The sequence below is a fragment of the Noviherbaspirillum sp. FW303-A3 genome (assembly GCF_058788695.1).
In genome coordinates, this window is the sequence record NZ_JBYTAZ010000001.1 from 4,211,303 (window position 1) to 4,224,243 (window position 12,941).

The 12,941-nt window shown below is 59.8% G+C and carries 14 protein-coding genes; 5 read left to right on the forward strand and 9 right to left on the reverse strand.

Annotated elements, in window-relative coordinates; all coding sequences use genetic code 11:
* Positions 1–21: 21 nt before the first annotated feature.
* Both AC3WOY_RS20230 and AC3WOY_RS20235 read right to left on the reverse strand, forming a co-directional pair.
* Positions 22–654 (reverse strand): retropepsin-like aspartic protease family protein, encoded by a 633-nt coding sequence (locus AC3WOY_RS20230; protein WP_492427012.1) that lies wholly within the window; start codon positions 652–654, stop codon positions 22–24.
* Positions 655–668: 14 nt separating this feature from the next.
* The gene (locus tag AC3WOY_RS20235) at positions 669–1,154 is read right to left on the reverse strand and encodes a YajQ family cyclic di-GMP-binding protein (protein ID WP_420474001.1); all 486 of its coding nucleotides are present in this window, start codon (positions 1,152–1,154) and stop codon (positions 669–671) included.
* A 147-nt stretch (positions 1,155–1,301) separates the two neighbouring features.
* Here AC3WOY_RS20235 and murB point away from each other — a divergent pair, with 147 nt between their 5' ends.
* Positions 1,302–2,330 (forward strand): UDP-N-acetylmuramate dehydrogenase, encoded by a 1,029-nt coding sequence (gene murB / locus AC3WOY_RS20240; protein WP_492427015.1) that lies wholly within the window; start codon positions 1,302–1,304, stop codon positions 2,328–2,330.
* A gap of 51 nt (positions 2,331–2,381) precedes the next feature.
* Here murB and ppnP read toward each other — a convergent pair whose 3' ends face one another.
* From ppnP to AC3WOY_RS20270, 6 genes are all read right to left on the reverse strand, one after another.
* Complete coding sequence (ppnP, locus tag AC3WOY_RS20245) at positions 2,382–2,702, reverse strand: pyrimidine/purine nucleoside phosphorylase (protein WP_492427017.1); 321 nt, start codon at positions 2,700–2,702, stop codon at positions 2,382–2,384.
* A gap of 24 nt (positions 2,703–2,726) precedes the next feature.
* A complete protein-coding gene (argG, locus tag AC3WOY_RS20250) occupies positions 2,727–4,064 on the reverse strand; it encodes an argininosuccinate synthase (RefSeq protein ID WP_492427019.1) in 1,338 nt (445 codons plus the stop codon).
* A 48-nt stretch (positions 4,065–4,112) separates the two neighbouring features.
* Entirely contained in the window at positions 4,113–5,027 is a 915-nt protein-coding gene (gene argF / locus AC3WOY_RS20255) for an ornithine carbamoyltransferase (RefSeq protein ID WP_492427021.1), read from the reverse strand.
* A 118-nt stretch (positions 5,028–5,145) separates the two neighbouring features.
* A complete protein-coding gene (gene rsgA, locus AC3WOY_RS20260) occupies positions 5,146–6,036 on the reverse strand; it encodes a ribosome small subunit-dependent GTPase A (protein WP_492427023.1) in 891 nt (296 codons plus the stop codon).
* A 3-nt stretch (positions 6,037–6,039) separates the two neighbouring features.
* On the reverse strand, positions 6,040–6,390 hold the full coding sequence (locus AC3WOY_RS20265) for a 4a-hydroxytetrahydrobiopterin dehydratase (protein ID WP_492427025.1): 351 nt from the start codon (positions 6,388–6,390) through the stop codon (positions 6,040–6,042).
* A 22-nt stretch (positions 6,391–6,412) separates the two neighbouring features.
* Entirely contained in the window at positions 6,413–7,672 is a 1,260-nt protein-coding gene (locus AC3WOY_RS20270; protein WP_492427027.1) for a M48 family metallopeptidase, read from the reverse strand.
* A 43-nt stretch (positions 7,673–7,715) separates the two neighbouring features.
* Between AC3WOY_RS20270 and orn the strand changes: the two genes are divergently transcribed.
* From orn to AC3WOY_RS20290, 4 genes are all read left to right on the forward strand, one after another.
* Positions 7,716–8,303, forward strand: coding sequence for an oligoribonuclease (gene orn / locus AC3WOY_RS20275; RefSeq protein ID WP_492427029.1), 588 nt, complete (start codon positions 7,716–7,718; stop codon positions 8,301–8,303).
* 57 nt (positions 8,304–8,360) lie between these two features.
* Positions 8,361–10,031: a peptide chain release factor 3 gene (locus AC3WOY_RS20280; RefSeq protein WP_492427031.1), complete on the forward strand. Its 1,671-nt coding sequence runs from the start codon at positions 8,361–8,363 to the stop codon at positions 10,029–10,031.
* A gap of 307 nt (positions 10,032–10,338) precedes the next feature.
* Positions 10,339–10,914: a hypothetical protein gene (locus AC3WOY_RS20285; RefSeq protein WP_492427033.1), complete on the forward strand. Its 576-nt coding sequence runs from the start codon at positions 10,339–10,341 to the stop codon at positions 10,912–10,914.
* Between the two features lie 83 nt (positions 10,915–10,997).
* The gene (locus AC3WOY_RS20290) at positions 10,998–12,344 is read left to right on the forward strand and encodes a TAXI family TRAP transporter solute-binding subunit (protein WP_492427035.1); all 1,347 of its coding nucleotides are present in this window, start codon (positions 10,998–11,000) and stop codon (positions 12,342–12,344) included.
* On the opposite strand, the gene AC3WOY_RS20295 is transcribed toward AC3WOY_RS20290, so the two are convergent.
* Positions 12,324–12,776, reverse strand: a complete 453-nt coding sequence (locus AC3WOY_RS20295) for a rhodanese-like domain-containing protein (RefSeq protein WP_492427037.1) — start codon at positions 12,774–12,776, stop codon at positions 12,324–12,326. The two genes, AC3WOY_RS20290 and AC3WOY_RS20295, sit on opposite strands and share 21 nt — an antisense overlap.
* Positions 12,777–12,941: the final 165 nt, after the last annotated feature.

Genomic DNA, 12,941 nt, shown 5'->3' on the forward strand with positions numbered 1-12,941 from the left:
TTTTCTTGGTAGTTGCAGTATTCAATAGCGCTTTGTCAGCACCATCTGCACTCCGTCGCGGCGCATCTCCGTCCGGTTCAGGAAGGACATGCCGAGCAGGATGATCGGCAGACCTTGTTCCTGCACCATGGCGTCGACCTGGTTGATCTCGATGTCGCCAACGCGCACCGTGTTCAACTTGACCTTGTACGAAGGCGCGATGCCATTCGCGGTGTTGACATAGCCGGGCGTGCCCTTCTTGTAATCGATCCCGAGGCGCGTGGCCTCAGAGGCAGGGAGCGCGATCATGGTCGCACCGGTATCGAGCAGCATGCGCACGGTTCCACCGTTGATCTGGCCGTTCACCATGTAGTGTCCCTGACCATCCGCCTGCAGCGTGACACTTGCCTTGCCGCCGCTGGAGGGGCTGCGGTTCACATGCTCCCCCATCGCGATCGTCTGGCGCTTGCCGTTGGTTTCAATTGTCGCGCCCGATTCGTTGGCCGCGACAAGCTTGATTCCCTCGGCGATGTTCGCACCCACCGAATAGGTCTTTGGCGTCCCGCCGTCCACGACAAGAACCGCCTTGTTGGGGAAGAGGCCGACCACGCTGATGTCGGTCGCCATGGCCGCACCGGCGGCGCACAGCAGGAATGCGAGGACAGGGAGGCGCATGGCGATCCAGGGAGTTAGTCGCGGAAGTTGTTGAATTCCAGTGGCAGCTCGGTGACTTCCTTGCGCAAGAGCGCCATCGTGGCCTGCAGGTCGTCGCGCTTGGCGCCCGAGACGCGCACGGCGTCGCCCTGGATGCTGGCTTGCACCTTGATCTTGCTTTCCTTGACGATCTTGACGATCTTCTTGGCGGTGTCGGACTCGATGCCGTTCTTGACCTTGATGACCTGCTTGACCTTGTCGCCGCCGATCTTCTCGATCTTGCCGAGGTCGAGGAAACGCACGTCGACGCCGCGCTTGACCATCTTCCCGGTCAGCACGTCGCGCACCTGGTTCAGCTGGAATTCGCTGTCCGCGTAGGCAGTCAGATCGCGTTCCTTCTGTTCGACGCGGGCGTCGCTGCCCTTGAAGTCGAAGCGGGTGGTGATTTCCTTGTTCGACTGGTCGACGGCATTCTTGACTTCGACGATGTTGGCTTCGGATACGACGTCAAAAGATGGCATGGCTGTTTCTTTCTTCTAAATCACTGTTGGTGGGAACCGGCCCGGTTGTGGTTGTTCTGGCAGGCCGCATTGCGAGTTGGTCAAGGCCGATTCTAGCCGACAAAAAAACGGGTGGCTAGACGGAGGCCTCTATATAATGCCTCGGCTATGGCTACCGTTCTCCCCGTTCAATACGACTTCCCGCTCAAGCCTTTCAACACCTTCGGCATCGACGCCAGGGCGAAGGCCTACTTGCCGGTGACATCGCCCGACATGTTGATTCATGTCAGGAACGATGCCTTTCTTGCACGCCTGCCAAGGCTGGTATTGGGTGGCGGAAGCAACCTGTTGCTGAAGGGGGATTTTCCCGGCCTTGTGCTCCACATGCAGATGACAGGTCTGCAAGTCGTGAGCGAGGACAGCGAGGCTGTCTGCGTGAAGGCGGCGGCGGGCGAGAACTGGCACGGGTTCGTGCAGTGGACCTTGCAGCAGGGGCTGGGCGGACTGGAAAACCTGTCGCTTATTCCCGGCAATGTCGGTGCCGCACCGATCCAGAACATCGGTGCGTACGGGGTCGAGCTGAAAGACCGGTTTCATTCGCTGACCGCATTCGACTTCAATACCGGGGAAGTGTTCACGCTCGACTGCGCTGCCTGTCGTTTCGGCTACCGGGATAGCGTCTTCAAGCATGCGCTCAGGGAGAATGCGGTTATCCTGGATGTGACCTTCGCACTGCCGAAGCAGTGGCAGCCGAACACGCAATACGGTGAGGTTGCGCAGGAACTCGCTGCGCGCGGGATTGCCTCGCCTTCCGCCCTGCAGATTGGCGAAGCCGTCGTCGCCATCCGCACGCGCAAGCTGCCTGATCCTGCCGTGATCGGCAACGCTGGCAGTTTCTTCAAGAACCCGATCGTGAGCAAAGCCCAGCGCGATGCATTGCAGGAACGTTATCCGCAGCTCGTGAGCTATGCGCAGGCCGACGGCGGCTACAAGCTGGCGGCGGGATGGCTGATCGACCAGTGCGGATGGAAGGGGAAGAGCATGGGGGCTGCAGGTGTCTACGAGAAGCAGGCGCTCGTGCTGGTCAACCGGGGCGGTGCGACGGGGCAGGAAATTGCGAATCTTGCATCAGCAATCCAGCGGGATGTGCAGGCGAAATTCGGTGTGATGCTGGAGCCGGAGCCGGTATTTGTCTGAAATAAAAAAGGCGATCAACTGATCGCCTTTTTTATTGGTGTGTGGATCTGCTTACGCTGCAACGAAGTGGCAGACGTAATCCAGCGTTTCGGTCGTCTCGATGTCGAAGCTGGAATTGCCCGGCACGTTGAAGCTCTGGCCGCCTTCGTAGCTCTTCCATTCGGTTTCGCCCTTCAGGCGGATGCGGCACTTGCCCGCGTTCAGCTCCATGACTTCCGGCGCGCCGGTGTTGAAGGTCAGCGAGGACGGGAAGATCACGCCGATGGTCTTCTTGGTGCCGTCAGCGAAGAGGACCGTGTGCGAGACGCACTTGCCGTCGAAGTAGATGTTGGCCTTCTTGACGACGGAAACGTTATCGAATTGTGTGGTCATGGTTTTTCGTGATGTTGTAGATGATTACTTGTCGCCATCCTTGGTCAGGCGTGGCAGGCCGACCGAGGAACCGCCGCCGAGCAGCCCGGCCTTGCTGTAGATGCCCAGCTTGTCGCGCGTGTCGGTAATGTCGAGGTTGCGCATCGTCAACTGGCCGATGCGGTCCTGCGGCGTGAACGCGCCTTCGCCCTTTTCCATGGTCAGGCGTTCCGGCTGGTAGGTCAGGTTCGGCGAGTCCGTGTTCAGGATCGAATAGTCGTTACCGCGGCGCAGTTCCAGCGTCACTTCGCCGGTGATCGCGCGTGCCACCCAGCGCTGCGAGGCTTCGCGCAGCATGATGGCCTGCGGATCGAACCAGCGGCCCTGGTAGAGCAGGCGGCCGAGCTTGCGGCCGTTTTCGCGGTATTGCTCGATCGTGTCTTCGTTGTGGATGCCGGTGACCAGGCGTTCGTAGGCGATGAACAGCAGCGCCAGGCCGGGGGCTTCGTAAATGCCGCGGCTCTTCGCTTCGATGATGCGATTCTCGATCTGGTCGCTCATGCCGAGGCCGTGACGGCCGCCGATGCGGTTCGCTTCCATGATCAGGTCGACTGCGCTGGCGAAAGTGATGCCGTTCAGGGCGACCGGACGGCCTTCCTCGAAGCGGACGGTCACTTCTTCCTTCTTGACTTCGACGTCGTCGCGCCAGAAGGCCACGCCCATGATCGGCTCGACGATCTTCATGCCGCTGTTCAGGTGCTCGAGGTCCTTCGCTTCGTGCGTCGCGCCCAGCATGTTGGAGTCGGTGGAGTAGGCCTTTTCGACCGACATCTTGTAGTCGAAGCCGGACTTGATCAGGAACTCCGACATTTCCTTGCGGCCGCCGAGTTCGCGGATGAAGGTGTCGTCCAGCCAGGGCTTGTAGATGCGCAGCGCCGGATTCACCAGCAGGCCGTAGCGGTAGAAGCGCTCGATGTCGTTGCCCTTGAACGTGCTGCCGTCGCCCCAGATGTCGACCTTGTCTTCCTGCATCGCGGCCACCAGCATCGTACCGGTCACTGCGCGGCCGAGCGGGGTCGTGTTGAAGTAGGTGACGCCTGCGGTCGAGATATGGAAGGCGCCGCTTTGCAGCGCGGCGATGCCTTCAGCGACCAGCTGTTCGCGGCAATCGATCAGGCGGGCCTGTTCCGCGCCGTACTGCTTGGCCTTCTTTGGAATGGCGTCATAGTCGGGTTCGTCCGGCTGGCCGAGGTTCGCGGTGTACGCGTACGGGATCGCGCCCTTCTGGCGCATCCAGTGCAGGGCTGCGCTGGTGTCGAGGCCGCCGGAAAAGGCGATGCCCACTTTCTGGTTGACGGGAACGGACTGGAGAATGGTCGACATGATTTCTGCTTCGTTTGCTGGGATGGATTGGATTGACTGGGCGGGCGGTCAGCTGAGCTTGCCCAGGACAAGGTATTCGAGCAAGGCCTTCTGGACGTGCAGGCGGTTTTCCGCCTCGTCCCAGACGACCGACTGCGGGCCGTCGATGACTTCGGCCGCAACTTCCTCGCCGCGGTGCGCGGGCAGGCAGTGCATGAACAGCGCATCGGGACGCGCACGCTTCATCTTTTCGCCGTCCACGATCCAGCCGGCGAAGGCCTTCAGGCGGGCGGCATTTTCTTCCTCGTAGCCCATGCTGGTCCACACGTCGGTCGTGACGAGGTCGGCGTCGACGCAGGCGTCGGACGGGTTGGCAAAGACGGTGTAGTTCTTGTTGTCCGCCGCAACGAGCGAGGGATCGATCTCGTAGCGTTTCGGCGTCGACACGTTCACATGGAAGCCGAATACTTGCGCTGCCTGCAACCAGGAATAGAGCATGTTGTTGGCGTCGCCGATCCAGGCCACGGTCTTGCCGGCGATGGACCCGCGATGCTCGATGAAGGTAAACACATCAGCCAGTACCTGGCAGGGGTGGTGTTCGTTGGTCAGGCCATTGATCACCGGCACGCGAGAATGCTTCGCGAAACGGTCGATGATCTCCTGGCCGAAGGTGCGGATCATGATGATGTCGCACATGCGGGACATCACCTGTGCCGCATCCTCGACCGGCTCGCCGCGTCCGAGCTGGCTGTCGCGAGTGTTCAGGTAGATCGCTGCGCCGCCGAGCTGGTGCATGCCTGCTTCGAAGGACAGGCGGGTGCGGGTGGAATTCTTTTCGAAGACCATCACCAGCGTGCGGTCGAGCAGCGGGTGGTAGGTTTCGTAATTCTTGAATTTGCGCTTGATGATTCGGGTGCGTTCGATGACGTACTCGAATTCATCAAGCGTAAAGTCAGAAAACTGGAGGAAGTGTTTGATTGCCATAAATGAAAACGGCGGCCAGTTGGCGCCTGCCGCCGTTATGGTTGTAAGCTGTTCAATTATAAGGGATTTTTATCCCAAAAAGACAACAAAACCCGGGGTCGAAGGCCTTTGCCTGACCTTAATAAAGCTTTTGCGAGGATTCGTGCACCAGTTGCTGGTAAAGCGCGTGGCGCATAGCGGAAATATCTCCAATTTCAACCGCACCGAGGATCGCACATCCCGGTTCGGTGAGATGGTGGCAGTTGTAAAACCTGCAATTTCCCAGGTGGGATGAAAATTCACGGAAAGCGCGTTCCAGCATGCCTTCGGTCAGGTGGTAGAGGCCGAACTCCTGGAAGCCCGGGGAGTCGATGACCGACGTATCTTCATCGATCATGAACAGGCGGGTGAAGGTAGTGGTGTGCTTTCCGGAATCGAGTGCTTCCGAAATCTCGCGCGTCGCCAGTTCAGCGTCCGGCACCAGGAGGTTGATGAGCGAGGACTTGCCCATCCCGGACTGGCCGATGAGGATGGTGGATTGCCCCCGCAGCAAGGGCTCAAGGATAGCTATTGTTTCTTCGGGTGATTTGCGTGCCGATACCTCGTGGATCGGATAGCCGAGTCCGGCGTACAAGGCAACGCGCTCGCGCGCCTTCGGGAGCGACTCGACGACGTCAGTCTTGTTCAGGATGATATGCGGCCGTATGCCGCCCGCTTCGGCAGCGACGAGCGCGCGCGATACCAGGTCATCGGAAAAACTCGGCTCCGTCGCAACGACAATGAACAACTGCGTCAGGTTGGCGGCCAGCAACTTCGATTTGTATTGATCCGAGCGGTAGAGCAGCGTCTTGCGGTCCTCGATCTTCTCGATCACGCCCTGGTTGGGTGAGGTTTGCTTCAACTGCACGATATCGCCGACCGCGACATCGCTTTTCTTTCCCCGTGTCACGCAATGAAGGCGGGTGGCGCCGGCCTGCACCAGATAGTGCCTGCCATGCGCGGCGATGACGGTCCCCTTGTCGACTCCCATCGTCTAGCGCGACGCCTGCTTGAAAATCGCGTCCACCTTGGCGGCGCAGATGAAGTCATTCTCGGAAATGCCGCCTTTCCCTGCATTGACCGAGTGCGTGTCGAACTTGACCACGCAGCGGTTGTAGGTCACGACCAGTTCGGGATGGTGGTCGTCGGCATGGATGACCCAGGCGATCGCGTTCACGAATGCCAATGTTTCGTAATAATTCTTGAACACGAAGGTCTTGACGATCTTCCCATCCTGCAGCGCCCAGTTGTCGACCGCAGCAAGGTGATCCTTGATTTCTGCATCGGTCAGTGCGGTTTCGAGATGGCGGCCCTTTTTCTGGACCAGTTCGGTGGCGGTTACCATGGTTGTCCCCAATATCGTTTGTTTATCGCCCGGCAAGAAGATGCTGGATGCGCACGCTTGCCGGCGGATGCGAATCGTAGAAGGCGGAGTGCAGCGGATCGGGCGTCAGCGTCGATGCATTGTCTTCATACAGCTTGACCAGTGCCGACACAAGGTCTTGCGCATCGGTGTGCTTCGCCGCGAAGGCGTCCGCCTCGAATTCATGCTTGCGCGAGGTCAGCGACACCAGCGGCGAGAACAGGAAGGTGAAGACCGGCAGCACCAGCGTGAACAGGATCAGCGCCATGGCGTCGTTATTGGCGAGCAGCATCGGGTCCACGCCGAGTCCGGTGAAGAACCATACTTGCGTCTTGAGATAACCAAGCAGGGCGAGGAAGCCGAGAGACAGCCCGAACATGACGGCGATGCGCTTGATCACATGCTTGAGCTTGAAATGGCCGAGCTCATGCGCCAGCACCGCTTCGATCTCCTGCGGGCCGAGGCGGGCGAGAAGGGTGTCGAAGAAGACGATGCGCTTGGCCGCGCCGAAGCCTGAGAAGTAGGCATTGCCGTGTGCGCTGCGCTTGGAGCCGTCCATCACGAACAGTCCTTTGGATGCGAAACCGACGCGCTGCATCAGGCTTTCGATGCGCGACTTCAGGCTCTCGTCCTGCAATGGCGTGAACTTGTTGAACAAGGGCGCGATGACGGTGGGGTAGAGCACCAGCATCAGCAGCTGGAAGCCGCTCCACACGAACCACGCATAGAGCCACCAGAGGTCGCCGGATTTCTCCATCAGGGTCAGGATCACCCACACGAGCGGCACGCCGATGATGATGCCGATCGCGATATTCTTGACCATGTCGCTGATGAACAGCCCGAGCGTCATCTTGTTGAACCCGAAGCGGGCTTCGAGGACAAATTGCCGGTAGTAGTCGAATGGCAGTTCAATCAGGCCCGAAATGAAACCGAATGCGGCGATCAGCGCCAGCTGGTACAGCATACCGGGGCCGGTCAGCTTGAAGAGCGTGACGGACAGCCATTGCAGGCCGCCGAGCAGGGTGAAGCCGATCAGCACGGCGCCATTCACGAGCAACATCAGCAGTCCCAGCTTGGTCTTGGCCACCGTGTAGTCCGCGGCTTTCTGGTGGGCGTAAAGGGGAATTTTTTCGGAAAATTCAGGCGGAACGGCATCGCGGTGAGCAATCACATGGCGGATGTGCCGCGATCCCAGCCAGAAGCGGACAACGAGGGTGATAACCAGGAAACTGACGAACAATACCGAAAACGCAAGTGAAGACATGCCCTGCCTGTGAGAAAATGGCGGATTACCGAGGAAAACAATTATGTCACAAGCGACTGAATCCCAAGCCCCTGCCAATGCGCCTGCGCGGCCGAACGAATTCAATCTTGTCTGGGTGGACATGGAGATGACCGGGCTCGATCCGGACAATGACCGCATCATCGAGGTCGCCGTGGTTGTCACCGACTCCCAGCTCAACGTCCTGGCCGAAGGCCCGGTGTTTGCGATCCACCAACCCGACGAGGTGCTGGACCGCATGGATGCATGGAACAAGGGAACCCATGGCCGCTCCGGCCTGATCGACCGTGTGAAGGCTTCCACGGTGACCGAAGCGGATGCCGAGAAGACCCTGATCGACTTTCTGAAGCATTTCGTGCCCGCCGGCAAGTCTCCGATGTGCGGCAACAGCATTTGCCAGGACCGCCGTTTCATGGCGCGCGGCATGCCGAAGCTGGAAGCGTTTTTCCATTATCGCAACCTTGATGTTTCGACATTGAAGGAGCTCTGCAAGCGCTGGAAGCCGGAAATCTCCTCCGGTTTCAAGAAGCACCAGAAGCACACCGCGCTGGCCGACATCACCGAATCGATCGAGGAACTGCGCTACTACCGCGAAAACTTCATCAAGCTCTGATTCGTTTCATCGTGCCGGCCACCGCCTGGCGAGCCGGCACTTTTATTTTCTATAAGCATGACCTCCGAAACCGACCTGCCGCCGTCCGAATTGCCCGACGCCGCCACCGAAAGCAACCGCAAGGTTCCCTCCGAATTGATCGCACGCGAAGTGGGGCGGCGCCGTACCTTCGGCATCATCTCCCACCCGGACGCCGGTAAAACCACGCTGACCGAAAAACTGCTGCTGTTCTCAGGCGCGATCCAGCTCGCCGGCACCGTGAAGGCGCGCAAGAGCGGCCGCCACGCCACGTCCGACTGGATGGAAATCGAAAAGCAGCGCGGCATTTCGGTGGCCAGCTCGGTGATGCAGTTCGAATATCGCGAGCATGTGGTCAACCTGCTCGATACGCCGGGCCACCAGGACTTTTCGGAAGATACTTATCGCGTGCTGACAGCGGTCGACTCGGCACTGATGGTGATCGACGCGGCAAAGGGCGTGGAAGAGCAGACCATCAAGCTGCTCAACGTCTGCCGCATGCGCGACACGCCCATCCTGACTTTCATGAACAAGCTGGACCGCGAGTGCCGCGATCCGCTGGAACTGCTGGATGAGGTCGAGTCGGTGCTGAAGATTCAGTGCGCACCGGTGACCTGGCCGATCGGCATGGGCAAGAACTTCCGCGGCGTCTACCACCTGCTGCGCGACGAGATCCTGCTGTTCAAGGCGGGTTCGGAGCGCGCGGATCAGGAGTTCGAAGTCGTCAAGGGTATCGACAACCCGCGGCTTGCCGAGATGTTCCCGCTCGAAATCGAGCAGCTGAAGATGGAAGTGGAATTGGTGCATGGCGCGTCGCATCCATTCAGCCTGGAAGAATTCCTGGCCGGCAAGCAGACCCCCGTATTCTTCGGTTCCGCCATCAACAACTTCGGCGTGCGCGAAATCCTGAATGCGTTGCTCGACTGGGCGCCGGCGCCGCGCCACCGCGACGCGACGGTGCGTGCCGTGGAACCGACCGAAGAACCGTTTTCCGGTTTCGTCTTCAAGATCCAGGCGAACATGGACCCGGCGCACCGCGACCGCATTGCCTTCCTGCGCGTGTGTTCCGGCCGCTTCGAGCGCGGCATGAAGATCAAGCACCTGCGCCTCGGCCGCGAGATCAAGGTATCGAGCGTAGTGACCTTCATGGCGTCGAGCCGCGAACAGGTGGAAGAGGCCTATGCCGGCGACATCATCGGCTTGCCGAACCACGGCAACATGCAGATCGGCGACAGTTTTTCCGAAGGAGAACTGTTGCAGTTCACCGGTATTCCGTATTTTGCACCGGACTTTTTCCGCTCGGTGCGCATCCGCAACCCGCTCAAGATCAAGCAGTTGCACAAGGGGCTGCAACAGCTTGGCGAAGAGGGAGCGGTGCAGGTGTTCAAGCCGGTGCATGGCGGCGACCTCATCCTTGGCGCAGTCGGCGTGCTGCAGTTCGAAGTCGTGGCCAGCCGTCTGCTGAACGAATACGGCGTCGATGCGGTATTCGAAGGAACAAGCATCAGCAGCGCACGCTGGATTTCCTGCGATGACAAGAAAGCCTTGGCCGACTTCGAGAAGTCCTCTGCCGGCGGCAACATTGCCTTTGACGCGTCCGGCAACATGGCCTACCTGGCAACCTCCGGCGTCAACCTGAAACTGACGCAGGAGCGCTGGCCGCAACTCACCTTCCATGCCACGCGGGAACACGCAGCAAAACTGAACTGATCCCGCGGTTACCCATCCAAACGCCGGGTCCGCGCGCTTCATGCGCCGGGCCCGGCGTTTTTTTGCATCGAATGCTTCGATGCATACCGCCGATAAGCCGGAGTAGGGGGAATTTGTCGCCCAATTGGCCGCTGTTAAGTGCCATTTCCCGAGCCGTTTGCGGAAGCTCAAAGGCCACAACAGGCCGCCGCCTATACTTTTTCAACGCGTTTTTCCAACCTCTTACTCTCCCCCGGTGTTTGTTGTGCAGCGATCGGATTTGACGAATCCCGGTTTGTTCACGCAGTTACAGAATCAAGGAGCAACAATGCTAACTGCCACATATTCCCTGGTCGCAATCGCGGCTGAGCAGGACAAGACTCGTGCCATGCTTTCACGCCTGCAGCAGTACCTTCAAGGTACCTGGAGGGGCTTGCAAAAGATCGACTTTTCTTTCCTCGAATCGGCATTCGGCAAGCTGATGCAGTTCGACAAGTACTTTGGTGCCCGCAAGCTGGAGCGCTATCTCATTCCTGCGATGCGCACGGCAGGCCGGGAAGCGGAAAACCTCGTGGCCGAACTCGACGCATTGAGTGCGAAGGGCGCGGGCATCCTGCGTTCGCTTGGCGAGCAGCTGGCGGAAGCGTTCGAGGCAAGCGCAGGCAGGATCAACCAGATCTGCCATGCCATGGACAGCTACTGCGGCACCATGCTCGTCCGGCTGGAAAGGGAAGAGCGCGAACTCATCCCGATGGCGCGTCGCCTGTTCTCGATCGAGGACTGGTTCACGGTTGCCGCACAATTTCTTTCCGATGACGGCGATATCGATGGCCGACACCGCGGGGTGTCGCTTCAGCGCGGCGCTTTCGCGGGCCGTCGCCCAGTCGTGTCTGCACGCTCCTAACGGGAGGAGCCTGGCCTGCGGAGCACTTGCGCGCCGGCACATTTATTGGCATGGTGTGTTCCATGTTTTTTCGTGGAACACACATGCCGAAAATCCTCAGGTTCACCCGTCTTTCCCTCCGCGACTTGCTTGTCGCGGCCGGTCCGGCCGTCATTGCGGTTGTGATTACCTGTGTACTCGCGTATTGGCTGGTGGATCCAGCGCCGCTGCGCCATGTGACGCTTTCTGCCGGACAGGAAAACAGTGCGTATGAAGCAATCGGCAAGAAATACGCTGCGGTGCTCGCGCGCAACGGCATCCGTGTTGAACTGGCACCCTCGCTCGGTTCCAGTGAAAACTTGCAACGGCTCAAGGACGAGGCTTCTCCCATCGACATTGCGTTTGTGCAGAGCGGTTCGACGCGAACCGAAGAACTGGAGGGGCGGGGAATGGTCTCGCTTGGCAGCCTGTTCACCGAACCGGTGTGGCTGTTCCTCAGGGAGTCCCGCAATATCACGCGCCTGAGTCAGCTGAAAGGCCTGCGCATCAATACCGGCCCCGAAGGAACGGGCGTCCCCAGCCTCTTCAAGCAAATCCTCTCTGCGAACGGTGTAGAGGCTGCGCAGATCAGGCTTGGCGCGCTGGAAAACACGCCGGCAACGGTGGAGTTGCTTGCAGGCCGCATCGACGGGCTGGTGTTCAGTTCAGCGCCGGATGCGCCCTTGATCCAGATGCTCCTGCAGACACCGGGCATCCGGCTGTTCGATTTCGCGCAGGCCGAAGCGTATACGCGCCGGTTTCCCTTTCTCTCGCATGTCGTCCTCCCGCGCGGTATTGTCGATTTCGGCCGCGACTTGCCCTCGAAGGATATCCACCTGATTGCGCCGACGGCGACGTTGATCGCGCGCGAGGACCTGCATCCCGCGCTGGTCGATCTGTTTGTGCAGGCTGCCGCCGAGATTCACGGCGAAGCCGGGTGGTTTCACAAGAAGGGCGAGTTTCCCACCGCGAATTACACCGAGGTGCCGGTATCGGATGCGGCGGAAAAGTTTTACAAGAACGGCCCGCCGCTCCTGCAGCGCTACCTGCCGTTCTGGATGGCCAATTTCTTCGAGCGCATGTGGGTGGTGATCGTGGCCCTGGGCGCGTTGATCCTGCCGCTGTCGCGCATCATCCCGCCGCTGTACGTCTGGAAGGTGCGCTCGCGGGTCTTCCGCTGGTACGGCCAGTTGCGCGCGGTGGAGCAGGCGATCGAGGATGTGCCGCCCGAGCGCCAGAAGGAAGTCTATCCGGAGCAGTTGCAGCGCCTGAACGACATCGAGGAACGCGTCAACCGCATCTCAATCCCCCTGTCGTTCGCCGATGAGCTGTACGGACTGCGCAGTCACATCAATTTCGTGCGGCGGCGCGTCCAGTCGCTCATGCAGGCCTCAGGCGCCAATCCAGGGTAGGCCCGCCTTGCACCAGCCGCCGACGCTCTTGCGATGCCCCTCGGCGTCCTTGTCGCCTTCAAAGCCTTCAAGGACGTCGAAGCAGTTGGCGTAGCCATTCTCGGTGGCGAGCTTGGCGGCATGGCGCGAGCGCACGCCCGAACGGCACAGGAAGAGCAATACCTTGTCTTTGGATGCGGTGCGCGATAGCTCGTCCAGGAAGACCGGATTCGGAGAGCCTCCCGGATATGTGTTCCATTGGATCGCGGCGTGCTGCGCCTCCGGGATGGCGACCCGCCCGACCCAATCGCGTTCTGCGTTGGTGCGGACATCGACAAGGAGGACGTTCGGATCCTGCTGGATCAGGGTAAAGGCTTCTGTGGGGGTGACGGCGCCGGCGTAGGGCAACTGCTTCTCGGCCCCGCGCTGCCGTGCAGTGGAAAGGATGGTCATGGGGATCTCCGGGAAATTTGGCTTTTTTATATTTTATCCCTTGGGCAGTCGAGCTATAGTAAGCGATGCTCAAAATGCGCAGAGCGCACAACTATGGTGCTTTCCGTATCGCATGAGCACAACAATGGTGCAAAAAGTTGGGCGCGCACAATTTTGGTGCTTTTC